We start from the raw sequence: 26,484 nt of genomic DNA on the forward strand, positions 1-26,484 counted from the left end.
TTTCGCGGCCGATGACCGCTCCTACGGTGCAACGCGATCCCTGTAGGAGCGGCCAGTGGCCGCGAAGATCGCGCCGCCATCTGCCTGATAGACCGCAGCGTCTGTTTCGCGGCCGATGACCGCTCCTACGGTGCAACGCGATCTCTGTAGGAGCGGCCAGTGGCCGCCAAGATCGCGCCGCCATCTGCCTGACAGACCGCAGCGCCCATTTCGCGGCCGATGACCGCTCCTACGGTGCAACGCGATCCCTGTAGGAGCGGCCAGTGGCCGCGAAGATCGCGCCGCCATCTGCCTGATAGACCGCAGCGCCCCCTTCGCGGCCGATGACCGCTCCTACGGTGCAACGCGATCTCTGTAGGAGCGGCCAGTGGCCGCGAAGATCGCGCCGCCGATCTCGCTGGCTGCTAACGCACCGGCAGGATCGGGTTGCTCAGCCGCTCGAGCAGGGTGTCCTGCGCACTGCGGGCGTTCTGGTTGCCGGTCGGCGTGTTGCGCACGTAGCGTCCGTCGGCCTGCAGGATCCAGGAATGGGTGTTGTCGGTCAGGTAGCTCTCCAGCTCCTTCTTGACCCGCACGATCAGCTTCTTGCCTTCCACCGGGAAACAGGTTTCGACGCGCTTGTCGAGGTTGCGCTCCATCCAGTCGGCACTGGACAGGAACATCTGCTCCTCGCCTCCGTTGAGGAAGTAGAACACCCGCGTGTGCTCCAGGAACCGCCCGATGATCGAGCGCACATGGATGTTGTGCGACACCCCGGGAATGCCCGGACGCAGGCAGCACATGCCGCGCACCACCAGATCGATGCGCACCCCTGACTGACTGGCCTTGTACAACGCGCGAATGACCTTCGGGTCGGTCAGCGAATTGAACTTGGCAATGATGTGCGCAGGCTTGCCGTCGATCGCGTACTGCGTCTCCCGAGCGATCATGTCGAGCATGCCCTTCTTCAACGTGAAGGGTGCATGCAACAGCTTTTTCATGCGCAGCGTCTTGCCCATGCCGATCAACTGGCTGAACAACTTGCCGACGTCTTCGCACAGTGCATCGTCCGAGGTCAGCAGACTGTAGTCGGTGTACAGCTTGGCATTGCCGGCGTGGTAGTTACCGGTGCCCAAGTGTGCATAGCGCACGATCTCACCTGCCTCGCGGCGCAGAATGAGCATCATCTTGGCGTGGGTCTTGAACCCCACCACGCCGTAGATCACCACCGCGCCCGCGGCCTGCAGACGGCTGGCCAACTGCAGGTTGGATTCCTCGTCGAAACGCGCGCGCAGCTCGATGACCACGGTGACTTCCTTGCCGTTGCGGGCGGCATCCACCAACGCATCGACGATCTCGGAATTGGCACCGCTGCGGTACAGCGTCTGCCGCACGGCCAGCACATGAGGATCCTTGGCCGCCTGGCGCAACAGATCGACCACGGGCGTGAACGATTCGAAGGGGTGCAGCAACAGGATGTCCTGCTTGCTGACCACGCTGAAAATGTTCTCGCTGTTCTGCAACAGCTTCGGAATCTGCGGCGTGAACGGCAGGTACTGCAGCTCGGGATGGCTGTCCAGACCGGTGATGCTGAACAGACGCGTCAGGTTGACCGGGCCGTTGACCTGATACAGCTCGGTGTCCGACAGGTTGAACTGCTTGAGCAGATAGTCGGACAGAAGCTTGGGACAGGTGTCGGCCACTTCAAGACGCACCGCATCGCCGTAGCGACGCGAGAACAGCTCGCCGCGCAGCGCACGCGCCAGGTCTTCGACGTCCTCGGTATCGACCGACAGGTCGGCGTTGCGGGTCAGGCGAAATTGATAGCAGCCCTTCACTTTCATGCCTTGGAACAGGTCATCGGCATGGGCATGGATCATCGAGGACAGGAACACGAAATTGTCGCCCGGCCCGCCTACGTCCTCGGGCACCTTGATCACCCGCGGCAGCAACCGCGGTGCCGGAATGATCGCCAGGCCAGAGTCGCGACCGAAGGCATCCACGCCTTCGAGCTCGACGATGAAGTTCAGGCTCTTGTTCACCAGCAGCGGGAACGGGTGCGTAGGGTCCAGGCCGATGGGCGTGATGATCGGCGCGATTTCGTCGCGGAAATAGCGACGCACCCAGGTCTTGAGCTTGGTTGTCCAATGCCGCCGACGAATGAAGCGAACCTGGTGTTTCTCCAGCTCCGGCAACAGGATGTCGTTGAGGATGGCGTACTGGCGATCGACATGGCCATGCACCAGCTCGCTGATCCGCGCCAGCGCCTGATGCGGCTGAAGACCGTCGGCGCCGGCCTGTTCGCGGGCAAAGGTGATCTGCTTCTTCAGCCCTGCGACGCGGATCTCGAAGAACTCGTCGAGGTTGCTGGAAAAGATCAGCAGGAACTTGAGCCGCTCGAGCAGCGGATAGGATTCATCCAGCGCCTGCTCCAGCACGCGGATATTGAACTGCAACTGCGACAGTTCGCGATGGATGTACAGGCTGCTGTCGTCCAGCCCCGGCACGACGATGTGCGGCGCCGGCGCAAGGGCCTCGCTCGGGTGCGCGGGTTCGACGATGGCTTCTATGACCAACGGCGCTTCTACCGGGGTTTCGACCACCGGCTGATCTTGGGTGAGAGCGACTTGAGTCTGGGCTTCGTTGTTCATCTGGCGTTCCCGAGGGCGTAACTGCCCTTTGCAATTGAGCGGCACGGATCGCGTAATGCGTCAGGATGCCATTGACGCCTGCACGCTTGGAAGGGGGCGCGACAGTTATAAGCATGGATTATGACGGTTGCATGACATGACCGGCCGCATCCACAAGGTGTCTGCGTTCTCAGGTTGACAAGCATTGTTCACGACAAGACACATTTGGACACTTTCATGTATGTCCATGACGGGTTAGGCTGCGCATTCACTTCGCCAGCATCGATAAAATGCTCCAACAATTCCTGAACGATTTTGGCTATTTCGCCCTGTTCCTCGGCACGTTCTTCGAAGGCGAGACCATTCTGGTCCTGGCCGGGTTTCTGGCGTTCCGTGGCTACATGGATATCAACATGGTTGTGGTGGTGGCCTTTTTCGGCAGCTACGCAGGCGACCAGCTATGGTATTTCATGGGCCGCAAGCATGGACGCAAGCTACTGGCGCGCAAACCTCGTTGGCAGCTGTTGGGCGACCGTGCGTTGGAGCACATCCGCCGGCATCCGGACATCTGGGTGCTGAGCTTTCGTTTCGTCTATGGCCTGCGCACTGTCATGCCAGTGGCGATCGGCCTGTCCGGCTATCCACCACGGCGTTACCTGCTGCTCAACGGCATCGGAGCCGCGGTCTGGGCCACGGCACTGGGCCTGGCGGCCTACCATTTCGGCTCGTTCCTCGAACACATGCTGGGCAACGTCAAGAAATACGAGCTGTGGGTCCTCGGCGCGCTGGTGCTGATCGGCGTCCTGCTGTGGGTGCGGCGCCGCATCAAGGCCGCACGCATCGCCCGCCAGGCGCGCCTGGAAGCTCCCGCGGCAACCCCTGCGCCCGGTGACGAGCAGCCCTGATCGCCTGCTCGAACTGAACACGCGCCGCCGAGCGGGATCCATGCTACTGAACACATGCCAATGAAGCAGTGGCCACAATCGGAGTTCGACATGACCAAGAAAATCGCGGTGATCCTTTCTGGCTGTGGCGTCTATGACGGCAGCGAAATCCAGGAAAGCGTGATCACCTTGCTGCGCCTGGACCAGCGCGGCTGCGAAGTGCAGTGCTTCGCGCCAGACGTTGCCCAGAAGCATGTGATCAACCACCTGAACGGCGAGGAAATGCCCGAGTCGCGCAACGTGCTGGTGGAATCGGCGCGGATCGCCCGTGGCGAGGTCAAGGACATTGCCCTGGCCAACGCCGACGACTTCGATGCCTTGATCGTTCCAGGCGGATTCGGCGCGGCGAAGAATCTGTCTTCCTTCGCCAGCGACGGCGCCGCCTGCTCGGTCAACCTGCAAGTGCAGGCACTGGCCGAGGCCTTCGCCGAAGCGCGCAAGCCGGTTGGCTTGATCTGCATCTCACCGGCGCTGGCGGCAAAAATCTACGGCCCTGGCGTGACCTGCACTATCGGTACCGATGCCGAAACCGCGCAGGCCATCGAGAAGATGGGTGGCACTCACCAGGAATGCGAAGTGACCGAGATCGTCGAGGACACCGCCCGCAAGCTGGTCAGCACCCCCGCCTACATGAGCGCCAAGACCATCAGCGAAGCCGCCGCCGGCATCAACAAGCTGGTGGACCGGGTGATCGAACTCACCCAGGCTTGACCGCCGACCTCAGGCAGGCACCCGCCGCAGCGTAGCGAGCAGGGTCGCCGCCGCCACGAACAAGCCAGCGAAGGTGCGGTTCATGCGCCGCTGCTGACGCGGCGTGCGCAGCAGCCGCAGCACCTTCGCCGCCAGCCCGGTATAGCCGGCCATGACGATCAGGTCCACGGTCACCATGGTCGCTGCAATGGTCAGGTATTGAACCAGCAGTGGCGCATGCGGATTGATGAATTGCGGCAATACCGCCAGCATGAATACCAGCGCCTTGGGGTTGCCGACGTTCACCAGAAAACCACGCAGCACCAGGCTCGATGCCTTGCCAGCCGGCTTTTGCCCCGCTTCCTCACCGATGTCGGCAGGCAGTGCACGCCATTGCTTGAACGCAAGATAGAGCAGATAGAGCACGCCAAACCATTTGATCGCCTGGAACGCCGTGGCCGACGCCGCGAGCACGGCCCCGACGCCAGCCGCAATGATCGCAATTTGCAGAAGCAGGCCCAACTGCAGGCCGATCGCATTCCAGTAGCCGCGCAGGAAACCGTGCTGCAGGCCACTGGACATGGACGCGATAGCTCCGGCCCCCGGCGAAAGACTGATGATCCAGCACGCCACCAAAAAGGCCAACCAGGTTTCCAGCAGCATACGGACCTCGACGCTCGAATAGGGACAGCCTAAGGTAAAACGGCGCAGCGAATTTGGCTATGGGCCCGTGCAGGCAGCTCCGCATCAAGCCCCGGTATCAGGCCAATGCCTCGAGTTGCGCCTGCATGTCTTCGAGCAGTTCCAGCGCTTCCATCCACTGCTCTTCCAGCTCACCCTCGCGCACCTTGAGCTTGGCCTGTTGGGCAAGCTGGTCGCGCAGTTCATCCTTGCGCGCGGCCTCGTAGAGCGCACTGTCGGACAAGGCGGCTTCGATCTTCGCCAGCTTCTCGTGAACCTCGCCAAGGTCGCGTTCCAGCTTGTCGGCCTGGCGCTTGTGCGGTGCCAGTTGCTGACGCAGTGCGGCGGCGGCCTGCCGTTGGGCTTTCTTGTCGGTCTTGTCGAGGTTGACCGGGGTATTGCTGACTGGCGCATGGCGCTGGCGATAATCCACCAGCCAGCGCGCGTAGTCGTCCAGATCGCCATCAAACGGCTCGACCTTGCCATCGGCCACCAACAGGAAATCGTCGGTGGTGCTCTTGAGCAGATGCCGGTCGTGGGACACCACCAGCACCGCGCCACTGAACTCCTGCAGGGCCATGGTCAGGGCCAGGCGCATCTCCAGGTCGAGGTGGTTGGTCGGTTCGTCGAGCAGCAACAGGTTGGGCCGTTCCCAGGCAATCAATGCCAGCGCCAGGCGGGCCTTTTCGCCCCCGGAGAAATTCAGCACCGGTTCATCGATGCGCGCGCCACGGAAATCGAAGCCACCGAGGAAGTCGCGCAGCACCTGCTCACGCTCGCCCGGCGCCAGCCGTTGCAGATGCAGCAACGGGCTGGCCTTGCTGTCCAGGGAATCCAGCTGGTGCTGGGCGAAATAGCCCACCACCAGGTTCTCGCCACGTACCAGACGCCCGCCGATGGGCGTGAGCTCGCCGGCGAGGTTCTTGATCAGGGTCGACTTGCCCGCGCCATTGGGGCCCAACAGGCCAATGCGCGCACCGGGCGCCAGTTGCAGCTTGACCTTCTCCAGCACGGCCGTTTCGCCATAGCCCAGCCGACCTTCGGACAGGTCTAGCAAGGGGCTGGAAATCTTCACCGATTCGCGGAACACGAAGTCGAAGGGCGAATCGACGTGCGCCGCCGACAGCTCTTCCATGCGCTCCAGGGCCTTGATCCGGCTCTGCGCCTGACGCGCCTTGGTGGCCTGGGCCTTGAAGCGCGCAATGTACTTCTCCATGTGCGCACGCTGCACTTGCTGCTTCTCGTACGCTTGCTGCTGCTGCGCCAGGCGTTCGGCACGGGCACGTTCGAAAGCGCTGTAGCCACCACGGTACAAGGTCAGCTTCTGCTGTTCGACGTGGGCCACATGGTCGACGACTTCGTCGAGGAAGTCGCGGTCGTGGGAGATCAACAGCAGGGTGCCGGGATAGCCCTTGAGCCAGTCCTCGAGCCACAGGATGGCGTCGAGATCCAGGTGGTTGGTCGGTTCGTCGAGCAGCAGCAGGTCGGACGGGCACATCAAGGCCTGAGCCAGGCTCAGACGCATCCGCCAGCCACCGGAAAAATCACCGACCTGACGGTCCATCTGCTCGTTGCTGAAACCAAGCCCTGCGAGCAGCTTGCGTGCACGTGCGTCCGCGGTATACCCATCGGCGCTGTCGAGCTCGGCATGCAGACGTGCCTGGGCCGCGCCATCGTGCGTGGCCTCGGCATCCGCCAGTGCCTGCTGCACTTCGCGCAGACGCACATCGCCATCGAGTACGTAGTCGACCGCAATGCGTTCGAGGGTATCGACTTCCTGGCGCATGTGGGCGATACGCCAATCGGCGGGCAGGTAGCAATTGCCGGAGTCGGGCACAAGCTCGCCGCGCAGCAAGGCAAACAGGCTGGATTTGCCGGCACCGTTGGCACCGATGAGGCCGGCTTTCTGACCGGCGTGCAGGGTCAGCTCGGCGTCTTCTAGCAGACGCTGCGGGCCACGCTGTAAAGTGAGGTTCTGAAGTCGGATCATAATGGCGGCGAAGTCTACCAGCTTCCTTGCCCACTGGCGCGAGTAGCACAATGCATGATGAGTTGTGGGAGTTTGCCCTGGACCTGTATGCCCGACCCGGCGTGGAGGACGCGTGCCTGCAGTTGCAGGCGAATGGCGCCAACGTGTGCCTGTTGCTGTGCGGTGCCTGGCTGGAGGCGAGAGGCGTGGCCTGCACATGCGAACGGGTGACGCTGCTGGAGGCGATCGCCAGGCCTTGGCATGAGGACGTGGTGCGGCCCTTGCGCGAATTGCGCCAGCAATGGCGAGCCCAGGCCGTGCAAGACCCTGAGCTGATGCACCTGCGCGAATCGGTCAAGGCGCTGGAACTGAACGCCGAACGCCAGTTGCTGCAGCGCCTGCACGATCAGGCCGCGCCCTGGCCCCTCGCTACGCAGTGCTTGAGCATGACCTGGCTGCCTGCTTTGCTACCGGCAACGGCCGCGCACTCGAGCGCGGCGTTACAAGTGCTGGGCATGGCAGCCAGGCAGACTCAGGCTTCGCTCGAAGATGCGCCGCCTTTGTCGTCCTGAGCACCCGTGGAGGGAGCACCGGACTCGGTCGCACTCGAGTGCACGGCTGCGGCAAGCGACTTGGCGGCCGCAGGCTTTCTGGCCGGCCGCGCAGCCGGCTTGGCGGGTGCCTTGGCTTCAGGCTTGACCGCTGCGCCCGGGGCCGCCAGGGCCTTGCGCGTAGTGCTGCGGGAAACCGCGGGCTTGCTTGCAGTGGCTGCGGCAGCTACACGGGTGGTTTTGCTGGTTGCAGGCTTTGCAGCAGCACGTGCAGTCGACCCGGCTGGGGTGCTCTTGGCAGGCGTACGGACGGCAGGCTTGGCTGCCGGGCTGGCCGACTTGGCCGCGGCCGCAGGGGTTGCCTTGGGTTTGGCCGAACGGGTTTCGATTGCCTTGCTCGCCGCTTCCTGGACGCGCCCGACACCGGCGGCCAGTTTCAGGCTTTCCTGGGCGTCGCGCTTGAGCTCGACGATGTAGGCGCGGGTTTCGGCCTGGCGGTCCTTGAGCTCGTCGAGCAGTTGTTCGAGTTCGCTCACCGAGTCGTGCGCCTTGGCTTGCTTCTTTTTCTTGCCGGCGGCGGCAGCGTCCTGCACTTTGGTGCGCGACTTGTGCAGTTTTTCCTGAGCCTTGCCGCGCTGCTTCTCGAGCTTGGCGAGCAGTTTTTCAGCATCGGCCAAGGCCTGGGAACATGCACTTTCAAGGTGCTCGAGCAAACTGCCGGAAAGCTGTTGAAGCAAATGCAACGGGGTGTTTACGGGCTTCTTGTTAGCCGACATGGGTTACCTCCTGGCCGATGGGTAGAGGCTCATACTAGACCTGTGGCTGTAGAGCCGCCAGAACATGTTGACTGCGTCCGCAAGGCCCGGTTTCCCGGTCGGTGGCATAATCGGTCCATGCTCGCCGTGTCTTGTCCTGGAGAATGTGATGTTGCCTCGCCTGCTGTTGTCGTTGTCCTTGGTGCCGTTATCCCTGGCCCTGCCGCAAGCACATGCCCAGGCGGCGCAAGCGGCGCCGGACGGTGCCCGTGACCTGGCCTACAGTGTGGGCGCCAGCCTGGGGGAACGCCTGCGTCAGGATGCCCCCGGTCTTCAGCTCGACGCCCTGCTCAAGGGCTTGCAGGAAGCGTATCGACAAGAGCCGCTGGCATTGAGCGACGAGCGCATCGGCCAATTGCTGGCTCAGTACCAGGCACAGGCGGACAAGGGGGACAAGCCTGACGAATCAGCCGATACGGAACAGGCGCTGGCTGCCGAACGCCGCTTCATGGCCGGCGAACGCGCCAAGGCCGGGGTGCGGGAGATTGCCGACGGGATTCTGGTAACCGTGCTGGAACCTGGCGCAGGGGCTCCTGCCACAGCCGATGGACGTGTGCAGGTTCAATACGTGGGGAGGCTGCCGGACGGCAGCGTGTTCGACCAAAGCACCCAGGCGCAATGGTTTCGCCTGGACAGCGTCATCGAAGGCTGGCGTACGGTGTTGCCGCAGATGCCGGTCGGCGCGAAGTGGCGTGTGGTCATTGCATCGGCCCACGCCTATGGAGCAGACGGCGCCGGTGCCTTGATTCCACCCAATACACCGCTGACCTTCGACATTCATCTGCTGGCCACGGCCCCTTAGGGCCGCGTCGAGAGAGAGTCACGCCTGGGCGACGGACTCTTCCTTGTGGGCGTTATGCAAAACTTCGATCAGGCAGTCTTCGAGCTCGAAGCGCTCGTGCAATAACCCGCCCAGCTCCTTGAGCTTGTCCAGAATGAAGGCGGCATCGGAACAGTCGCCCTTGTCGCAGTAATCGTTGAAGTCGAGCGCTTTCTGGGTGATTTCGTCGATGCGTGGCCAGATCGTCTCGGCCAGCTCCAGTCCACGCTTGTCATTGAACGCCTTGGCCTCGTCGGTCAATTGCTCATAGATCTCGAAGTGGCCCGCCGACGTGTAGTCGACCAGCAAGCCGCAAAAATCCTGCAGCCTCTTGCGATCCTCGACCAAGGCCTGGGGCGTGTCGCCCAGTGCATCGAATGCCTTGATCAGCTCATTGCGTTCCTGCAACCAGCGATCGATCAGCAGGTGAACTCCGCCCCAGCGTTCCTGGGCATTCTTGCAGCTTTCCAACATGATGAGTGCTTCCCTTGTGGGTCATGCCCGGCTTCGCGATCCTGTACCACAGGAAGCAGGGCTCGGACCGATTCGCAGTCTGTGACGGCGAATGTCGATGTACATGCACGGGGAGATTATGCCCGTGCGCCTATGGCATCAAGGTACGCATCGGATAAAGTTCATACAAGCGTTTAATCGCGGGGGATGTTGCGCCAAGCGCCGGTTTTGCTGGCGCTTGTGTCTGCTCCCGGCGTCGGTACGAGAGCAGAGCGGCAGAGCAGTCGGGTTCTACCCGCCAGAGAAGCTCAGAGCGTGCGCACCGCAGTGGGCAGAGGTGCAGCCAGCAAACGTTCGTCGAGCAGCCCGAGGCCCTCTTGAAACAACTGGTTGCTGCGTTCGGTGTCGCCCAGCTGTGCGAGCAGGCGTGCCAATTCCGCGCAGGTTTCCGGGCTGCGCTGCAGGCGCAGGCTGCTTTCCAGATAGTCGCGAGCCTTGCCCCACAGGCGGTTCTGCAGGCACAGGCGACCCAGGGTCAACAACAAGCCGGCATCGTGGGGATGCTGTTTGAGCCAGCCTTCGGCAGTCTGCAATTGACGCGCAGGGTCAGCGCCGATCACCAGGCCATAGAGGCGAGCCAGGTGTGTGTCGTACTGGCGTTTCTGCGCAGTTCGTAGCACTTCCTCAGCCTGGGCTTGCGCGCCTATCTGGCGTAGTTGCTCGGCATAGGCAAGCACCAATGCAGGTTCCTGGCGTTGTGCCGAGCTGAGTGCCTGCCAGGCGCGCTCCAGCGCAGCCAGGCCTGCCTCGCCCTGCCCCTGCTCCTGAGCGGGCGCGTGCGCCGCCACGCTCAGGTTCTCGCCCCAGGCACGTCGTTCGAGCTCGGCAAGTTCGGCCGCCGGCAGGGCCTTGTCCTTGCGCAATTGAGGCAGCAGTTTGACCACCGCTGGCCAGTCTCCACGCTGCTGATGCACACGCTGCAGTTGACGCAGCACCTGCACGTTGCGCGGATGACGTTCGTGCATGGCCTGCAGGGTCTGCAGGGAGCCGTCGCTGTCGCCGCGATCGCTCTGCAACTGAGCATGGTTCAAGGCGATCGCCAATTCCGCTTGTGGCTGACGCGCCAGCGCCCGTTCGAGCAGGTTGTCGCTTTCTTCATAGCGGCCTTGTTCATTGGCCGCGCGTGCTGCACCGAGGTAATACAGCAATGGCTGACGTTCATTTTCGGCCGCGTGCTGGAGGTGCTTCTGGGCACTGGCCCAGCGCCCTTCGGCGAGGTCTAGTTGGCCCTTCTCGATGGACGTCTGCACGCGGCGATTGCGATTGCGCCCCGACCACGGATTGACCACGCGACCGGAGCTGACCACGACGCTGATCAGCAGGTAGACGACGAACGCCAGCAAGACCAGAACCAGCAAGGCCAGCAGCGTGGTCCACAGGCCCGACTCGTAGCGCATCACATGGGGGTAGTCGATCAATACGTAGCCGGGGTGCTTGGCCACGGCCAGGCCGAGGCCGACCATGGCGGCAATCACCAGAAACAGGATCACGTAGAACCGTTTCATGGTTGGTTCTCCACAGCGGCGGGCGCTGCTTCGTTCGACTTCTGCAGGCCTTCGACCGGTGTATGACGATGCTGCAGGTAGGCCTGGATGGCGTTGAGGCTGGCATCCAGATCAGGAGTGGTGACCGAAACCGGCTGATTCTTGAGTGCGGTCAACTGTTCGATCATGGCCTGGGTGGGGCCATTTTCGCGATTGAAGCCTGCCACCAGAATACTGCGGGCATCGTCCAGCGCTTGTGTATAGACCTTGCCCTGACCATTGAGCGCGGCCCACTGGGCCTGCTCCAGCGCCAGGCTCAAGGCCAGGCGGACCTGGCTCAAACTCTGCCCGGCGAGCAACGGCCGGATGCTGTCATCGGGGCTGAAGTCGACCCGGAAGAAACCGGAAATCTTGTTCCACCACTGGCGCCAGCGTGTCTCGCCTTCTGGCGAGTTGCCTTGCGCAGCTTCTGCGGCTGCCTGGAATTCAGGTGCAAGTGCCGTCAACTGCGTGGCCTGCTCGCGCAAGGCACTCAGCTGCAGGAACAACCCGGTGCGATCGGGCTGGGTTGTTCCTTGCAGCGAGGCCAGGCTGCGGGTCAGTTGTTCGCGTGCGGCGAAGGCCTGCGGGTCGTCCTGCTCGCGCAGGATTTCGTCGGCGCCCTGCACCAGCGCCTTAGCACTGGTGACGTCCTGCAGAGCAGAAAGGCGCAGGCTGGCCAGACGCAGCAGATGCTCCGCTTCGGCCAGCCGCCAGTCTTTGCGGCTGGCGCCCAGCACGGTTTCCAGACGCTGGCTCAGGCGCTGCTGATCGCCCTGAACTTGGGCAAGCAGGCGATGGCGGTCTTCGAGTTCGTTGGCGTCGGGCAACTGCGCCAGATCGGCACTGAGTTGCCGTTCGTTGTGTTCCAGCGTCAGCGTTTGCGTGGCCAGCCCTTCGATCACCCGCGATTGCTGCTGATGGCCGGCAGTCAGCGTGCGCACCTGCCACACGCCCCAGCCTGCGGCGGCCAGACCAGCGGCGGCAAGCACCAGCGCGATGATCGCCAAGCCGTTGCCATTGGCCGAGCGCTGTGGGGGCACGGCGGCTGGCTGTTCGAAAGGCGTCTTGGGGACGCTCTGCGGTTCGTCTTTGGGCAAGGCTGTTTCGCTCACGTGTCCATCCTTTGCATAGGGGCGCGCTCGCCTCGCTGGCGGTCGCGCTTACGATCTGGGTGCGGCCTGCGTACGCAGCGCCGCCAGCAACGCCGAAGTACTGGCACCTCGGCAATCCACAACATTCACGGCACCGGCTTCACGCGCCAGCGCAGCTACCCGCGGGCTGGGCACGAACAACGGCAGGGCACGGATCACCGACCACTGCTCGCCTGCCAATTGGTGCAAGTGTTGAAAACCCTGCCCACTGCTGACCACCAAGGCGTTCAAGCGTTCCGATGCGATACGTGACGCCAGCGCACCCGGCGGGTAGACCGGAACGCTGCGTCGATACAGTTGCAGATACTCCACCGTCGCGCCCTGCTCACGCAAGTGCTCGGCCAGAGCCTCCCGTCCGCCTTCGCCACGGATGATCAGCACCCGCGGATCGGGGCTGGCCAACGCGGCGCGCAATTGGGCCAGATTCAGCAAGGCTTCGCTATCGTCTCCTGTTTCAGGATACGTCACGTGCAGCCCACGCTCTTCGAGAATGGCCGCCGTGCCGGCCCCGACGCTGAACCACAAGGTCTGCCCGAGGTTGGCAGGTGCGCGGTCCAGGGCCAGGCGCGCGGCGGGCTTGCTGACCACGATCACGGCATCGTATCGACGCAGTTCGGCCAGTACCTGTCGCTGACTGTCGCTGTCCGGTAGCGGCTCGATCGCCAGCAATGGCAAGCTCGCCGCGAACACACCCTGTTCCAGCAGCGCCTGGGCTTGCAGGACGCACTCGTCGCAGGGTCGGGTCAGCAACACTCGCCAGGGGTTCAAGGATGACCGGCCTCGCCGTAAACCGCGCGCAGAATGTCGTCGGCGCCCTGCTCCAGCAAGGCTTCGGCCACCTGTACGCCCAGCTGTTGCGCATCGGCCAGCGGCGCGCGTGCCTGAGCATGCAGCAAGCGCTGACCAGCCGGGTCGCCCACCAAGCCACGCAGCCAGATCTGCTCGCCTTCGAGCACGGCGTAGCAGGCGATGGGCACCTGGCAGCCACCGTTGAGGTGTTTGTTCAGGGCGCGCTCGGCGCTGACGCGGAATTCGGTGTCGCGATGGTGCAACGGCCCGAGCAAGGCATGGATTTCGCTGTCGCCGGTCCTGCACTCGATGCCAACCGCGCCTTGGCCGCCAGCGGGCAGGCTGTCCTCGACGCTGATGCTGGTAGTGATGCGCGCTTCGAAGCCCAGGCGGATCAGGCCTGCAGCGGCCAGAATGATCGCATCGTATTCACCGGCATCGAGCTTGGCCAGGCGGGTGTTGACGTTGCCGCGCAGGAAGCGGATCTGCAGGTCGGGACGACGCGCCAGCAGCTGGGTCTGGCGGCGCAGGCTGGAAGTGCCGACGATGCTGCCGGGCGGCAGCGCCTCCAGGCTGTCCCAGGCGTTGGAAACGAAAGCGTCGCGAGGGTCTTCGCGCTCGCAGATACAATACAGCCCCAGCCCTTCGGGGAAGTCCATCGGCACGTCTTTCATCGAGTGCACGGCGATGTCCGCCGTGCCTTCGAGCAGGGCGTTTTCCAGTTCCTTGACGAACAACCCCTTGCCGCCGATCTTCGACAAGGGTGAGTCGAGCAGCTTGTCGCCACGACTGACCATCGGCACCAGGGTGACCTGCAGATCAGGATGGGCCTGCTCCAGGCGGGCCTTGACGTATTCGGCCTGCCACAGAGCGAGCGCGCTTTTACGGGTGGCGATGCGGATTTCGCGAATGGGCATGAATCGATCCGTATGAAGATTAGCGGACGATGATACCAGCTGTGCGGCAGGCCGCGCCCAACCCGGCGGGCTGGGCAGGCCTGATGAAGGCTAGAGGTGCTGCATCATCTTGCGCACGCCGGCCACATGGCGCCTGCTGACGATCAATGCGTCGCCGTTGAGCCCCTTCAGATAGAGCTGAAAGTGACCCAGGGGCGTGCGCTGCAAGCGCTCGATGCGTTCGCGAGCCACCAAGGCGTTGCGATGGATACGCACGAAGCGGTCGCCGAACTCGTCTTCCAACGCCTTGAGCGGTTCATCGAGCAAGACCTCCCCACCCTCATGGCGCAAGGTCACGTACTTGTGGTCGGCAATGAAATAGATCACCTGATCGAGCGGGATCAACTCGATGCCTTTGCGGGTTCGCGCGCTGATATGGCTGCGCGGACCGGTCCCGGCTTCGGCCGCCGGACGTGTCAGAGCGGCCAGTTGCACTCGGTTGGGTTTTTCCGCTTTCTTCAACGCTTCGAGCAGATGCTCGGAACGCACCGGCTTGACCAGGTAACCCACGGCGCTGACCTGAAAGGCATCCAGGGCAAACTCGTCATGAGCAGTGCAAAACACCACTGCTGGCGGCGTGTCACGCTCGCACAGCCTGGCGGCGACTTGCAGGCCATCCAGGCCGGGCATGCGAATGTCGAGCAGGACTACGTCCGGCTTCTGCGCCTCGATCATGCTCAAGGCTTCTTCGCCATTGCTGGCGCCGGGTTCGAGCACATGGTAGCCCTCGAGCTCGCCAACCAGTCGGCTCAAACGTTCGCGGGCAAGGGGTTCGTCATCAACGATCAGGACATTCATAGAGCGCTGGATTCCTGCGTGAGTCTCGCACATGGATAACGTAGACAAGTGAAGTGACGACCGTCACGGCGATTCACGCTAAGACTTGCGCGCGGACCGAAAAGTGCCGCAAGTCGAGCGCCAATGTTTGCCAGCGCCTGCTGGGTTCCGCCCGACACCTGCGCCGTGGCGGCCTCTTGGTAGGGATTGCTGATGGTCAATATGAACTCTCCCCCTTTGTAGTCGGCCTCCACGCTGACCACCCCGCCCGAAATCAATGGGGCGATGCCATGTACCAGCGCATTCTCCAACAATGGTTGCAAAGTAAGTTGGGGGATCGGCAGATCATCCGGGATTGTTTCGATCCTCCAGTGCAACTGTAGACGCTCGCCGAGACGATATTGCTCAATCGATAAATAACGTTTGGCCAACTCCACCTCATCGCGCCACATCACCAGGCTGTTGGGCTGGGCCAGACTGGCACGAAACAGGTCGGACAGATTGAGCACCGCCTGCTCGGCCTTGACCGGATCGCTGACCACCAGGCTGGCGATGCTGTTCAAGCTGTTGAACAGGAAGTGCGGGCGAATGCGCGCCTGCAAGGCCTGGATACGCGACTGCAATTCGGCCTGTTGCTGGCGCCGCCACTGGCTTTGCAGGTAGAAGTAGCGCAGCAGCAGGGCCGACATGATCAGCCCGATCAGGGCGTGGCGCAGGTATCGGTTGACCTCCACGGTGGGCGTGTCGAGCCCGCCCAGCTGGAAGTAGTCGATCACCGCCGTGCCCGCCAGGGTCAGGCCCACCACCAGGGCGCAGCACAAACCACCCGCCATACCTGGGCGCAGGCGCGCCAGCCAGGGTCGCAGGGCGCAGAGCAAGGCAGCCGAGAGCAGCACGATCCATTGCACGAACAGCGAAGTGAGGGCAAGGCGCACCCAGTTGAAGCCTGGGTTCATGGGTTCGGCCAGCACCAGTACGAACACCAGCAACTGCGCCAGCACGATCAGCATCAACAATGCCTGGGGCAGGCAAAGCTCGGGCAGGAAGAAATCCGGTTCGGAAGTGTTCGACGGCTTGCTGAACATGGGGTGGTTCCTGGCTCTGGCGAAGGTATCAAGCCTGTTCGCGGCCGCTGACCGCTCCCACAGGAATCCGTGCAGATCGTGTGCAGGAGCGGCCAGCGGCCACGAAGGGATCAACGCAGACAATAGACCCCTGCACTATGCCGCCAACAGACCCGGGCCGCATTTGTTATTATTGCGGCAATTTCCCGTTCACGCCTTGCACGAGCCAATTCATGAGCACTGACAAGACCAACCAGTCCTGGGGCGGCCGCTTCAGTGAACCCGTCGACGCCTTCGTCGCCCGCTTCACCGCGTCGGTCGACTTCGACCAGCGCCTGTACCGCCATGACATCATGGGCTCGATCGCCCACGCCACCATGCTGGCCAAGGTCGGTGTGCTGACCGATGCGGAGCGCGACACCATCATCGACGGCCTGCGCACCATCGAGCAGGAAATCCAGGCGGGCCAGTTCGACTGGCGCACGGATCTGGAAGACGTGCACATGAACATCGAAGCGCGCCTGACCGATCGCATCGGTGTCACCGGCAAGAAGCTGCACACCGGGCGCAGCCGCAACGACCAGGTGGCCACCGACATTCGCCTGTGGCTGCGTGACGAGATCGACCTCATCCTCAGCGAAATCACCCGCCTGCAGCAGGGCTTGCTGGAGCAGGCCGAGCGCGAGGCCGACACCATCATGCCGGGCTTCACCCACCTGCAGACGGCGCAGCCGGTAACCTTCGGGCATCACCTGCTGGCGTGGTTCGAAATGCTCAGCCGCGACCATGAACGCCTGGTCGATTGCCGCAAGCGCACCAACCGCATGCCGCTGGGCAGCGCCGCGCTGGCCGGCACCACCTACCCCATCGACCGCGAGCTGACCTGCCGGCTGCTGGGCTTCGAAGCCGTCGGTGGCAACTCGCTGGATGGCGTTTCGGACCGCGACTTCGCCATCGAATTCTGCGCTGCGGCCAGTATCGCGATGATGCACCTGTCACGCTTCTCCGAGGAGCTGGTGCTGTGGACCAGCGCGCAATTCCAGTTCATCGACCTGCCCGACCGCTTCTGCACCGGCAGCTCGATCATGCCGCAGAAGAAGAACCCCGACGTACCAGAGCTGGTGCGCGGCAAGAGCGGCCGGGTGTTCGGTGCACTGATGGGCCTGCTGACCCTGATGAAGGGCCAGCCGCTGGCCTACAACAAGGACAACCAGGAAGACAAGGAACCGCTGTTCGACGCCGCCGACACGCTGCGCGACTCACTGCGGGCCTTTGCCGACATGATCCCGGCCATCAAGCCCAAGCACGCCATCATGCGCGAAGCCGCGTTGCGCGGTTTCTCCACCGCTACCGATCTGGCCGATTACCTGGTGCGCCGTGGCCTGCCGTTCCGCGATTGCCACGAGATCGTCGGGCATGCGGTCAAGCATGGCGTTGACACCGGCAAGGACCTGGCGGAAATGAGCCTGGAAGAGCTGCGCCGATTCAGCGACCAGATCGATGCGGACGTGTTCGAAGTGTTGACCCTGGAAGGCTCGGTCAATGCCCGCGACCACATCGGCGGCACGGCACCGGCTCAGGTACGTGCGGCAGTCGCTCGCGGCCGCGATTTGCTGACGGCTCGCTAGGCGCCTGGCAGGTTCGGCCTCTGCCCGCGAAGGGCGCCCCACAGAATCCGACATTGACCCGATAGAGAACATCCCATGAGCGACAACCTGCCAGACGAAGACGAAGCATTTGCCGAAGCCACCCTCACCCAGGCCATCGAGAATCAGATCGAAAGCGACAACCCGCCCGCGGCCAAGGCCACGTTCAACAAGCTGACGCTGGTGGGGTATGAGCGCGAGGACATCCTCAACATGATGGCTCATGTGCTGGCGATCGAGATCGATGCGATTCTGGAGCAGGATCGCGCGTTCGACACCGCCTGGTACGAAGCCGCCCTGCGCGCCCTGCCCGAGCTACCACCGGAAAAAGTCTGACACCGCGCAGGCGCGTTCGCCCGCAGCTGACTACACTGGAAAAACCCCGCTGCCACAGTGTCGGGGTACAGCGTTCAGCGCCACTCGGCGCTGTCGTTCATTCCATAAGAAAAGTCGGGAGCGCCTATGTCGTCCTACACCCCGGAACTGGTTGCCGAGCTAGAAATCCTTGCCCTGTTCAACCTCGGCAACACCATGGAAGGTCTGAAAATCCACCACACTGCATCACCTGCGGCCATTGCCGCCGCCACTCGCCTGCATGAAAAGGAATTGATCACCAAGCCCGATGGCGGCTACCTGACCAGCCTGGGCCATGAGGCTGCCGGGCACGCGCAGTCATTGCTCACCATCCTGACGGTGGCCGAGCCTGCCTGAGCATTGGGGCTTGATGAAAGCAGGTGCTGTCAGTCGCCAGCAGGCGCCGACAGCGCCTGCGAGCGGCGCTGATCAGCCACAGCGATGATCTTGCGCCGCGTATCGTCATCGGCCGAGCGCCAGGCGCGGATATCCTCGACATGGCGGAAACACCCCTGGCAAACGCGTTCTTCGTCCAGCCGGCACAGGCTCACGCAAGGTGACTGTACCGACGGACTGACGTTGCTGTAGAGAGGCTTGGGGGCGCGTACGGGCTTGCTCACCATCAGATCTCTTCGAAATCCAGCTCGACGCTGGCCTGTTCCTCGGTCGCTCGGGCCAGTACCTCGCCCAGCAATTCCTCGGATTTCTCGCAGCGCCACTTGCCCGACTCTTCGTCGTAATCGAAGTGATAGCCACCGGAGCGCGCGGCCAGCCACAACTGGCGCAGCGGCTCCTGGCGGCTGATGATCAGCTGGCTGCCGTTGTCGAACTTGATGGTCATCATGCCGGCGGAAATTTCGATGTCGTCGGCGTGGTCTTCGAGCAACTCCTCCAGCGCCTGCTGGGTGGCATCGACCAGGTCGTGGAAACGGGCTTCGGTCAAACTCATTGCAGGAACCTCGGAAAGTGTCTGTTCGCGCTACGGGCGGCAAGATACGAGCAGCCAGCGGTTTATGCAAAGCATAATGCACCCGTCTGGATCGGTGGCAACGCTCGCGGCCCACCTGCATAGCCACCATGCCGGGCGCTGGGTATACTCGGGCGCAATTACTGCTTATACAAAGGATTTCGCCATGAAGCGCCTGATCTCTTCCCTGGCCGCGCTCGTCGCCGTTGCCTGCCTGGTGTCCGCCTGTGGTCAAAAGGGCCCGCTGTACCTGCCCGATGACAGCAAATCTCCCGAGGACCAAGCCAAGTCGTCGCAACCGCACAAGCACTACTAAGGGAACACCATGGACGCTTTTCAACGCCGCGACGGTGAACTGTTTGCCGAAGGCGTAGCCCTGTCGGCCGTGGCCCAGCGCTTCGGCACGCCGACGTACGTCTACTCGCGCGCCCACATCGAGGCGCAGTACAACGCCTACGCCGATGCCCTGCAGGGCACCCCGTCGCTGGTCTGCTTTGCCGTTAAGGCCAACTCCAACCTGGCCGTGCTCAATGTCCTGGCGCGTTTGGGCGCCGGTTTCGACATCGTCTCGGGCGGCGAACTGGAGCGCGTGCTGGCCGCGGGCGGGCGCGCCGAACGCGTGGTGTTTTCCGGCGTCGGCAAGACCCGCGCCGACATGCGCCGCGCCCTCGAAGTCGGCGTGCACTGCTTCAACGTCGAATCCACCGACGAGCTGGAACGCCTGCAGGAAGTCGCCGCCGAGCTGGGCGTGCGTGCGCCTGTGTCGCTACGGGTCAATCCGGACGTCGACGCGGGCACCCACCCGTACATTTCCACGGGCTTGAAAGAGAACAAGTTCGGCATCGACATCGCTGCAGCCGAAGACGTCTACGTGCGTGCCGCGCAGTTGCCCAACCTCGACGTGATCGGCGTGGATTGCCACATCGGCTCGCAGCTGACCACCCTGGCACCGTTCCTCGACGCCCTGGATCGCTTGCTCGACCTGGTCGATCGCCTGGGCGAGTGCGGCATCTACCTGCGCCACATCGACCTGGGCGGTGGCCTGGGCGTGCGCTACAGCGAAGAGCAGCCACCGCTGGCCGCCGATTACATCCAGGCCGTGCGCGAGCGCCTGGACGGTCGCGAGCTGACTCTGGTGTTCGAGCCAGGGCGTTTCATCGTGGCCAACGCCGGAATCCTGCTGACCCAGGTGGAATACCTCAAACATACCGAGCACAAGGATTTCGCCATCGTCGACGCGGCGATGAACGACCTGATTCGCCCGGCCCTGTACCAGGCATGGATGAATGTCAGCCCGGTCACGCCGCGCGAAGGTCAGGCGCGTGCCTACGACATCGTCGGGCCGATCTGCGAAACCGGTGATTTCCTCGCCAAGGAGCGTGAACTGGTGCTGGCCGAAGGCGACTTGCTGGCCGTGCATTCGGCCGGCGCCTACGGCTTCGTCATGAGCTCGAACTACAACACGCGCGGCCGCTGTGCCGAAGTACTGGTCGATGGTGACCAGGCATTCGAAGTACGCCGCCGCGAGACCGTGGCCGAGCTTTTCGCCGGCGAAAGCCTGTTGCCGGAGTAATCCCATGCTACTGCGTTTTACCAAGATGCATGGCCTGGGCAACGACTTCATGGTGCTGGACCTGGTCAGCCAGCATGCCCATATCCTGCCCAAGCATGCCAAGCAGTGGGGCGATCGCCACACCGGCATCGGCTTCGATCAATTGCTGCTGGTCGAAGCGCCGAACAATCCCGATGTCGACTTCCGCTATCGCATCTTCAATTCCGACGGTTCGGAGGTGGAGCAATGCGGCAACGGCGCGCGCTGCTTCGCCCGCTTCGTGCTGGACAAGCGCCTCACGGCCAAGAAGACCATTCGCGTGGAAACCAAGGGCGGCATCATCACCCTGGACGTGCGCAGCGATGGTCAGATCAGTGTCGACATGGGCCCGCCGCGCCTGGTGCCGGCCGAGATCCCGTTCCAGGCCGACGCCCAGGCGCGCAGCTACGCGCTGAGCGTCGATGGCCAGAACGTCGAAATCGCCGCCCTGTCCATGGGCAACCCTCATGCAGTGCTGCGTGTCGACGACATCAACAATGCGCCGGTGCACGCGCTGGGCCCAAAGATCGAACACCATCCGCGCTTTCCGGCGCGGGTGAACGTGGGCTTCCTGCATGTAGTCGACCGCACCCGCGCGCAGCTGCGTGTCTGGGAGCGTGGCGCCGGGGAAACCCAGGCTTGTGGCACCGGCGCCTGCGCCGCTGCGGTCGCGGCCATCAGCCAGGGCTGGATGGACTCGCCGCTGCTGCTCGACCTGCCGGGCGGCCGCCTGTCCATCGAATGGGCCGGGCCGGGCCATTCGGTGATCATGACCGGTCCCGCAACGCGGGTCTTCGAAGGACAAGTGCGTTTATGAGCGAGTACAGCCAATGACCGATCAGCCTCAAGTACCCGCGCCTGCGGAGCTCCTGGAGGCTTCGGCCGTGGCCGAGTTTCTCGCCGCCAACCCGGCGTTCTTCGAGCAGCATGAAGAGCTGCTTACCCAGCTGCGCCTGCCTCACCAACGTGGCGACACGGTGTCGCTGGTCGAACGGCAGATGACCCTGCTGCGTGACCGCAATGGCGAGATGCGCCAGCGCCTTTCGCACTTGATGGAGGTTGCGCGCGACAATGACCGCCTGTTCGAGAAGACCCGCCGCCTGATCCTGGCCATGCTCGATGCCACGTCCCTGGATGAGCTGGTGATCAGCGTCGAAGACAGCCTGCGCGAAGACTTTCAGGTGCCCTTCGTCAGCCTCATCCTGTTCAACGACATTCCCGCCCCGGTAGGCCGCAGCGTGACCAGCGGCGAGGCTCAGCAAGCCATCGGTGGCCTGCTGTCCGAAGGCAAGTCGCTCAGTGGTGCCCTGCGCGAACACGAGCTGGCGTTTCTGTTCGGCAGCGACCAGGCCTCGCAGGTTGGCTCGACCGCGCTGGTGCCGTTGTTGCATCAAGGCCTGCACGGCGTACTGGCCATCGGCAGCCGCGACCCTGCGCACTACAAGAGTTCGGTAGGCACGCTGTTCCTCAACCATATCGGCGAAGTGCTCAGCCGGGTATTGCCACGCTACACCGGCGCCCTGCGCTCGGTACGTTGAGGTGCGCGAACAACTGGATGCCTACTGCACGCACCTGCGCAGTGAGCGCCAGGTGTCGGTGCATACCCTGGATGCCTACCGGCGCGACCTGATCAAGGTCGTCGAGTTCTGCGAGAAGGAAGGCCTGGCGACCTGGCAGGCACTGGACATCCAGCTGCTGCGGCGCCTGATCGCTCGCCAGCATCAGCAGGGGCAGTCGTCGCGCAGCCTGGCGCGCCTGCTTTCAGCAGTCCGTGGCCTGTATCGCTACCTCAATCGCGAAGGCCTCTGCAGCCACGACCCGGCCAATGGCCTGGCGCCGCCCAAGGGTGAGCGTCGCCTGCCCAAGACGCTGGACACCGATCGCGCCCTGCAGCTGCTCGAAGGTGCGGTGGAAGAAGACTTCCTGGCCCATCGCGACCAGGCCATTCTCGAGCTGTTCTATTCTTCGGGTCTGCGCCTGTCGGAGCTGACCAGCCTCGACCTCGGGCAACTCGACCTTGCCGACGGCCTGGTGCAGGTGCATGGCAAAGGCAGCAAGACCCGCGTGCTGCCCGTGGGGCGCAAGGCGCGCGCGGCATTGGAGCAGTGGCTGGCCATGCGCTCGATGAGCAACCCTATCGACGATGCCGTGTTCGTCAGCCAGCAGGGCCGCAGGCTCGGGCCGCGCGCCATCCAGGTACGGGTCAAGGCCGCAGGCGAGCGCGAGCTGGGGCAGAACCTGCACCCGCACATGCTGCGTCATTCGTTTGCCAGCCACCTGCTCGAGTCGTCCCAAGACCTGCGCGCCGTGCAGGAGATGCTGGGCCACGCCGACATCGCCACCACGCAGATCTATACCCACCTGGACTTCCAGCACCTGGCCAGTGTCTACGACAGTGCCCACCCACGGGCCAAACGCAAAGGCGGCGACTCATGAGCATCAAGCTGATCACCTTCGACCTCGACGACACCCTGTGGGACACCGCCCCGGTCATTGTCAGCGCCGAAGCCATCCTGCGCGACTGGCTGGCCGACCAGGCACCGAAACTAGGCCCGGTGCCGGTGGAGCACCTGTTCCAGATTCGCCAGCGTCTGGTCGACGCCGACCCTTCGCTCAAGCATCGCATCAGCGCGCTGCGCCGTCGTGTGCTGCTGCACGCCATGCAGGAAGCTGGCTATGCCGAGGATGAAGCGGCCTCGCTGGCCGACAAGGCCTTCGAAGTATTCCTGCACGCTCGGCATCAAGTGGACATCTTTCCCGAGGCCCAGCCAGCCCTGGAGATCCTTTGCCAGCGTTATACCTTGGGCGTGGTTACCAACGGCAACGCCGATGTGCGTCGGCTGGGCATCGCCGATTTCTTCACGTTCGCGCTGTGTGCCGAAGACCTGGGTGTGGGCAAACCGGATTCGCGACCCTTTCTGGAAGCCATGCGCCTGGGCGCTGCGGGCGCCCACGAATCGGTACACATCGGTGATCACCCGGGCGATGACATCGCCGGCGCGCAGAAGGCGGGCATGAAGGCCATCTGGTACAACCCGCAAGGCAAGCCATGGGCTGCCGATGGCAGACCCGACGCCGAGGTCGCCAGCCTGGCCGAACTGCCTGCGTTGCTAACCCGACTAGCCTAACCACCTCATCCCTGTGGGAGCGGGGCGTGCGGCGAGCCCTTTGCCCGCGAAAAGGCATTACTGCCCACTCGACACCCAAAAAGACACCCACAAAAAAGCCCGCAGCGACCGCGGGCTTTTTCATCAGAGCGCCAAGCGCAGCAGATCGTCAGATAGGACGGCTACCGTACTTGTTGTCCGGCTTCTTGGGTGGATCGGCCACCACATTGGGCTCGACTTCCTGCACCTTGCCTCCACGCGACAGGAACTCTTCCATCGCCCGGGCCAGCGCATCGCGCTCTTTGTTCTTGGCTTCGATACTCGGCAGCTCATCCACCGACACCGCCGCCTTGGCCTTGCCCTTGGCAGCGGGCGCAGGTGCGTCGCTACCGTCGTCCTCCGCAACGTCTTCGGCAGCCGCCTCGAGGGTTTCCTCGGCCTCGTCTTCTTCGCCTACTTCGAGGTCGTCGTTTTCCAGATCATCGTCGCTCATGTTCTACCTCATGACTTGCGAAAGCAGATTATTTATAGCCCAGCTTTACCTTATGTCGACGGTTGCCGGAAAAAATTCACATCCACTGGTAACCAGCGGTCAAGCGTCCTCGCCATACAGCGTGGCAAGGACCCGACGCGCGCCGCCATGATCGCGATGCTCGCCCAAATAAATACCTTGCCAGGTACCTGTTGCCAGCCTTCCCGAGGTCACCGGAACGGTCACCTGGCAGCCCAGCAGGCTGGCCTTGAAGTGCGCTGGCAGGTCGTCGGGCCCTTCGTCGTTGTGTTCGAAGCCGTCTGCGCCTTGTGGCACGAGGCGGTTGAAGAAACGCTCGAAGTCCCTGCGAACGGCCGGATCGGCGTTTTCGTTGACGGTCAACGACGCCGAGGTGTGTTGCAGCCACAAGTGCAGCAGGCCCGTGCGGCATTCGCGCAGGCGCGGCAGTTGTGCGAGCAACTCGTCGGTCACCAGGTGAAACCCGCGAGGCTTGGCTCGCAAGGTGATGAGGGTCTGCTGCCACATACCGTTCTCGTCCGTTCGGGGCGCATTCTAGCGCGCTCTGGGAAAAAGCAAAGAGCCTGTTCGCGACTGTTTTGCACTGAGCTACCGCGCGTGATCGCTGCGGTAACAGACAGCCCCGTCGGCAAACCCGCAGGACCTGAAGCAGATGACAAATCGCAGGCAAAAAAATGCCCGGCAAGCCGGGCATTTTTTTCCGAACGGTTACAAGTTGTAGCCGCGCTCGTTGTGTTGCGCGAGGTCAAGGCCAACGGCCTCTTCTTCCTCGTTGACTCGCAGACCCATCACCGCATCCAGTACCTTAAGGATGATGTAGGTCACGATGCCGGTGTAGACCACGGTGAAGCCGACGCCCTTGAGCTGGATCCAGACCTGCGCGCCGATGTCTTCGACGGTGCCGAAACCCCCCAGGGCGGGCGCTGCGAACACGCCGGTCAGAATCGCGCCGACGATGCCGCCGATGCCGTGTACACCAAAGGCGTCCAGGGAGTCGTCGTAGCCCATCTTGCGCTTGAGCGTAGTGGCGCAGAGGAAGCAGATGACACCGGCCACCAGGCCGATTGCCAGTGCACCCATCGGACCGACAGTACCGGCCGCCGGGGTGATGGCCACCAGGCCAGCAACCACGCCCGAAGCAATACCCAGTGCGCTGGGTTTACCGTGGGTCAGCCACTCGGCGAACATCCAGCCCAACGCCGCAGCGGCGGTGGCGATCTGGGTAACCAGCATCGCCATGCCAGCGGTGCCGTTGGCCGCCGCAGCGGAACCGGCGTTGAAGCCGAACCAGCCGATCCACAGCATGGCCGCGCCGATCAGGGTGTAGCCCAGGTTGTGCGGTGCCATCGGGGTGGTCGGGTAGCCCTTGCGCTTGCCCAGCACGATGCACGCAACCAGACCGGCAACACCGGCGTTGATGTGCACCACGGTGCCGCCCGCGAAGTCCAGCACGCCCCAGTCCCACATCAGGCCGCCGTTGCCGGACCAGACCATGTGCGCGATGGGTGCATAGACCAGGGTGAACCAGATGGCCATGAAGATCAGCATCGCGGAGAACTTCATGCGCTCGGCGAAGGCACCGACGATCAGCGCCGGCGTGATGATGGCGAAGGTCATCTGGAAGGTGATGAACACTGCTTCAGGGAACAGTGCCGCCGGGCCGGTGACGCTGCTAGGCGTCACGCCGCTGAGGAATGCCTTGGACAGCCCGCCGACGAAGGAATTGAAGTTGACGACGCCCTGCTCCATGCCAGTGGTGTCGAAGGCCAGGCTATAGCCGTAGACCATCCACAGGATGCTGATCAGGCCAGTGATGGCGAAACACTGCATCATCACCGAGAGCACGTTCTTGGAGCGCACCATGCCGCCGTAGAACAACGCCAGGCCAGGAATGGTCATGAACAGCACGAGTGCGGTCGCGGTCAACATCCAGGCGGTGTCGCCGGAGTTGAGAACGGGGGCTGCCGCCTCGTCCGCCAGGGCAAGGCCTGGCATTGCGAGGGACAACAGGGCTCCTAGCCCTGCGAATTGACGCAGAGTCATATTGTTTACTCCTGGGGCGTTGGGTTGTGTCGGCTTTTTTTTAGATTGCGTCGGTATCGGTTTCGCCGGTACGAATGCGAATCGCCTGTTCCAGATTGACCACGAAAATCTTGCCGTCGCCGATCTTGCCGGTGTTGGCGGCCTTGGTGATGGCTTCGATGACGCGATCCAGATCCTTGTCGTCGATGGCGACGTCGATCTTGACCTTGGGCAGGAAGTCGACCACGTATTCCGCGCCGCGATACAGCTCGGTATGGCCTTTCTGCCGACCGAAACCCTTGACTTCGGTAACGGTGATGCCTTGCACGCCGATTTCCGACAACGACTCGCGCACGTCGTCCAGCTTGAATGGCTTGATGATGGCAGTGACTAGCTTCATGAAACTCTCTCCCGAATTGGTGGACTTGCCC

Annotated in this window: 30 protein-coding genes; 13 read left to right on the forward strand and 17 right to left on the reverse strand. The window is 63.2% G+C overall.

Annotated elements, in window-relative coordinates:
• Positions 1-404 precede the first annotated feature (404 nt).
• Positions 405-2,630, reverse strand: a complete 2,226-nt coding sequence (gene ppk1, locus IFT57_RS20735; RefSeq protein WP_122715990.1) for a polyphosphate kinase 1 — start codon at positions 2,628-2,630, stop codon at positions 405-407.
• Between the two features lie 269 nt (positions 2,631-2,899).
• Here ppk1 and IFT57_RS20740 point away from each other — a divergent pair, with 269 nt between their 5' ends.
• Positions 2,900-3,514, forward strand: coding sequence for a DedA family protein (locus tag IFT57_RS20740; protein WP_122479910.1), 615 nt, complete (start codon positions 2,900-2,902; stop codon positions 3,512-3,514).
• Positions 3,515-3,604: 90 nt separating this feature from the next.
• Positions 3,605-4,264 (forward strand): isoprenoid biosynthesis glyoxalase ElbB, encoded by a 660-nt coding sequence (gene elbB / locus IFT57_RS20745; protein WP_122799748.1) that lies wholly within the window; start codon positions 3,605-3,607, stop codon positions 4,262-4,264.
• A 9-nt stretch (positions 4,265-4,273) separates the two neighbouring features.
• Here the strand turns inward: elbB and IFT57_RS20750 are convergent, their stop codons facing one another.
• On the reverse strand, positions 4,274-4,906 hold the full coding sequence (locus IFT57_RS20750) for a LysE family transporter (RefSeq protein WP_122715994.1): 633 nt from the start codon (positions 4,904-4,906) through the stop codon (positions 4,274-4,276).
• A 97-nt stretch (positions 4,907-5,003) separates the two neighbouring features.
• Complete coding sequence (locus IFT57_RS20755) at positions 5,004-6,914, reverse strand: ATP-binding cassette domain-containing protein (RefSeq protein ID WP_192152531.1); 1,911 nt, start codon at positions 6,912-6,914, stop codon at positions 5,004-5,006.
• 50 nt (positions 6,915-6,964) lie between these two features.
• On the opposite strand from IFT57_RS20755, the gene IFT57_RS20760 reads away from it, so the two are divergent.
• Positions 6,965-7,465: a TIGR02444 family protein gene (locus IFT57_RS20760; RefSeq protein WP_192152532.1), complete on the forward strand. Its 501-nt coding sequence runs from the start codon at positions 6,965-6,967 to the stop codon at positions 7,463-7,465.
• Here IFT57_RS20760 and IFT57_RS20765 read toward each other — a convergent pair.
• On the reverse strand, positions 7,426-8,220 hold the full coding sequence (locus tag IFT57_RS20765) for an AlgP family protein (protein ID WP_192152533.1): 795 nt from the start codon (positions 8,218-8,220) through the stop codon (positions 7,426-7,428). The genes IFT57_RS20760 and IFT57_RS20765 overlap by 40 nt on opposite strands.
• 148 nt (positions 8,221-8,368) lie before the next feature.
• On the opposite strand from IFT57_RS20765, the gene IFT57_RS20770 reads away from it, so the two are divergent.
• Positions 8,369-9,061 (forward strand): FKBP-type peptidyl-prolyl cis-trans isomerase, encoded by a 693-nt coding sequence (locus IFT57_RS20770; RefSeq protein ID WP_192152534.1) that lies wholly within the window; start codon positions 8,369-8,371, stop codon positions 9,059-9,061.
• 18 nt (positions 9,062-9,079) lie between these two features.
• Here the strand turns inward: IFT57_RS20770 and rsd are convergent, their stop codons facing one another.
• The 7 genes from rsd to IFT57_RS20805 form a co-directional block, all read right to left on the reverse strand.
• On the reverse strand, positions 9,080-9,553 hold the full coding sequence (gene rsd / locus IFT57_RS20775) for a sigma D regulator (RefSeq protein ID WP_192152535.1): 474 nt from the start codon (positions 9,551-9,553) through the stop codon (positions 9,080-9,082).
• A gap of 287 nt (positions 9,554-9,840) precedes the next feature.
• Positions 9,841-11,097, reverse strand: coding sequence for a heme biosynthesis HemY N-terminal domain-containing protein (locus IFT57_RS20780; RefSeq protein WP_192152536.1), 1,257 nt, complete (start codon positions 11,095-11,097; stop codon positions 9,841-9,843).
• Complete coding sequence (locus IFT57_RS20785) at positions 11,094-12,230, reverse strand: uroporphyrinogen-III C-methyltransferase (RefSeq protein WP_192152537.1); 1,137 nt, start codon at positions 12,228-12,230, stop codon at positions 11,094-11,096. The genes IFT57_RS20780 and IFT57_RS20785 overlap by 4 nt, the downstream gene beginning before the upstream one ends.
• 48 nt (positions 12,231-12,278) lie before the next feature.
• Entirely contained in the window at positions 12,279-13,037 is a 759-nt protein-coding gene (locus IFT57_RS20790; RefSeq protein ID WP_192152538.1) for a uroporphyrinogen-III synthase, read from the reverse strand.
• Positions 13,034-13,975 carry a hydroxymethylbilane synthase gene (gene hemC / locus IFT57_RS20795; protein WP_192152539.1) on the reverse strand — a complete coding sequence of 314 codons (942 nt, stop codon included), beginning with the start codon at positions 13,973-13,975 and terminating at the stop codon, positions 13,034-13,036. Before hemC ends, IFT57_RS20790 begins: the two co-directional genes overlap by 4 nt.
• 90 nt (positions 13,976-14,065) lie before the next feature.
• On the reverse strand, positions 14,066-14,812 hold the full coding sequence (locus tag IFT57_RS20800) for a LytR/AlgR family response regulator transcription factor (protein ID WP_122479920.1): 747 nt from the start codon (positions 14,810-14,812) through the stop codon (positions 14,066-14,068).
• On the reverse strand, positions 14,809-15,876 hold the full coding sequence (locus tag IFT57_RS20805; RefSeq protein WP_192152540.1) for a sensor histidine kinase: 1,068 nt from the start codon (positions 15,874-15,876) through the stop codon (positions 14,809-14,811). The genes IFT57_RS20800 and IFT57_RS20805 overlap by 4 nt, the downstream gene beginning before the upstream one ends.
• Positions 15,877-16,088: 212 nt before the next feature.
• On the opposite strand from IFT57_RS20805, the gene argH reads away from it, so the two are divergent.
• The 3 genes from argH (at position 16,089) to IFT57_RS20820 (ending at position 18,212) form a co-directional block, all read left to right on the forward strand.
• The gene (gene argH, locus IFT57_RS20810; RefSeq protein WP_192152541.1) at positions 16,089-17,483 is read left to right on the forward strand and encodes an argininosuccinate lyase; all 1,395 of its coding nucleotides are present in this window, start codon (positions 16,089-16,091) and stop codon (positions 17,481-17,483) included.
• A gap of 75 nt (positions 17,484-17,558) precedes the next feature.
• Positions 17,559-17,837 (forward strand): hypothetical protein, encoded by a 279-nt coding sequence (locus tag IFT57_RS20815; protein ID WP_192050120.1) that lies wholly within the window; start codon positions 17,559-17,561, stop codon positions 17,835-17,837.
• A 126-nt stretch (positions 17,838-17,963) separates the two neighbouring features.
• Positions 17,964-18,212, forward strand: a complete 249-nt coding sequence (locus IFT57_RS20820; protein ID WP_122479924.1) for a TIGR02647 family protein — start codon at positions 17,964-17,966, stop codon at positions 18,210-18,212.
• A gap of 29 nt (positions 18,213-18,241) precedes the next feature.
• On the opposite strand, the gene IFT57_RS20825 is transcribed toward IFT57_RS20820, so the two are convergent.
• Both IFT57_RS20825 and cyaY read right to left on the reverse strand, forming a co-directional pair.
• Complete coding sequence (locus tag IFT57_RS20825) at positions 18,242-18,478, reverse strand: DUF1289 domain-containing protein (RefSeq protein ID WP_122796163.1); 237 nt, start codon at positions 18,476-18,478, stop codon at positions 18,242-18,244.
• The gene (gene cyaY, locus IFT57_RS20830) at positions 18,478-18,804 is read right to left on the reverse strand and encodes an iron donor protein CyaY (RefSeq protein WP_122796162.1); all 327 of its coding nucleotides are present in this window, start codon (positions 18,802-18,804) and stop codon (positions 18,478-18,480) included. Before cyaY ends, IFT57_RS20825 begins: the two co-directional genes overlap by 1 nt.
• A gap of 184 nt (positions 18,805-18,988) precedes the next feature.
• Between cyaY and lptM the strand changes: the two genes are divergently transcribed.
• The 6 genes from lptM to IFT57_RS20860 are packed head-to-tail and all read left to right on the forward strand — an operon-like array spanning position 18,989 to position 23,541.
• On the forward strand, positions 18,989-19,138 hold the full coding sequence (gene lptM / locus IFT57_RS20835; protein WP_043192229.1) for an LPS translocon maturation chaperone LptM: 150 nt from the start codon (positions 18,989-18,991) through the stop codon (positions 19,136-19,138).
• Positions 19,139-19,147: 9 nt separating this feature from the next.
• On the forward strand, positions 19,148-20,395 hold the full coding sequence (gene lysA, locus IFT57_RS20840) for a diaminopimelate decarboxylase (RefSeq protein WP_122796161.1): 1,248 nt from the start codon (positions 19,148-19,150) through the stop codon (positions 20,393-20,395).
• Between the two features lie 4 nt (positions 20,396-20,399).
• Positions 20,400-21,230: a diaminopimelate epimerase gene (dapF, locus tag IFT57_RS20845; protein WP_192152542.1), complete on the forward strand. Its 831-nt coding sequence runs from the start codon at positions 20,400-20,402 to the stop codon at positions 21,228-21,230.
• A 13-nt stretch (positions 21,231-21,243) separates the two neighbouring features.
• The gene (locus tag IFT57_RS20850; protein WP_122716011.1) at positions 21,244-21,951 is read left to right on the forward strand and encodes a DUF484 family protein; all 708 of its coding nucleotides are present in this window, start codon (positions 21,244-21,246) and stop codon (positions 21,949-21,951) included.
• Position 21,952: 1 nt separating this feature from the next.
• Positions 21,953-22,849 (forward strand): tyrosine recombinase XerC, encoded by an 897-nt coding sequence (xerC, locus tag IFT57_RS20855; protein WP_192152543.1) that lies wholly within the window; start codon positions 21,953-21,955, stop codon positions 22,847-22,849.
• Positions 22,846-23,541, forward strand: coding sequence for an HAD family hydrolase (locus tag IFT57_RS20860; protein ID WP_192152544.1), 696 nt, complete (start codon positions 22,846-22,848; stop codon positions 23,539-23,541). The genes xerC and IFT57_RS20860 overlap by 4 nt, the downstream gene beginning before the upstream one ends.
• Positions 23,542-23,689: 148 nt before the next feature.
• Here IFT57_RS20860 and sutA read toward each other — a convergent pair whose 3' ends face one another.
• The 4 genes from sutA to glnK form a co-directional block, all read right to left on the reverse strand.
• Positions 23,690-24,013, reverse strand: coding sequence for a transcriptional regulator SutA (gene sutA / locus IFT57_RS20865; protein WP_122716014.1), 324 nt, complete (start codon positions 24,011-24,013; stop codon positions 23,690-23,692).
• Between the two features lie 99 nt (positions 24,014-24,112).
• Entirely contained in the window at positions 24,113-24,538 is a 426-nt protein-coding gene (locus IFT57_RS20870) for a secondary thiamine-phosphate synthase enzyme YjbQ (RefSeq protein ID WP_192050134.1), read from the reverse strand.
• A gap of 201 nt (positions 24,539-24,739) precedes the next feature.
• The gene (locus IFT57_RS20875; protein ID WP_192152545.1) at positions 24,740-26,074 is read right to left on the reverse strand and encodes an ammonium transporter; all 1,335 of its coding nucleotides are present in this window, start codon (positions 26,072-26,074) and stop codon (positions 24,740-24,742) included.
• A gap of 40 nt (positions 26,075-26,114) precedes the next feature.
• Entirely contained in the window at positions 26,115-26,453 is a 339-nt protein-coding gene (gene glnK / locus IFT57_RS20880) for a P-II family nitrogen regulator (protein ID WP_002555808.1), read from the reverse strand.
• Between the last annotated feature and the right edge of the window lie 31 nt (positions 26,454-26,484).

It is taken from the genome of Pseudomonas sp. CFBP 13719, assembly GCF_014842095.1.
Lineage (GTDB): Bacteria > Pseudomonadota > Gammaproteobacteria > Pseudomonadales > Pseudomonadaceae > Aquipseudomonas.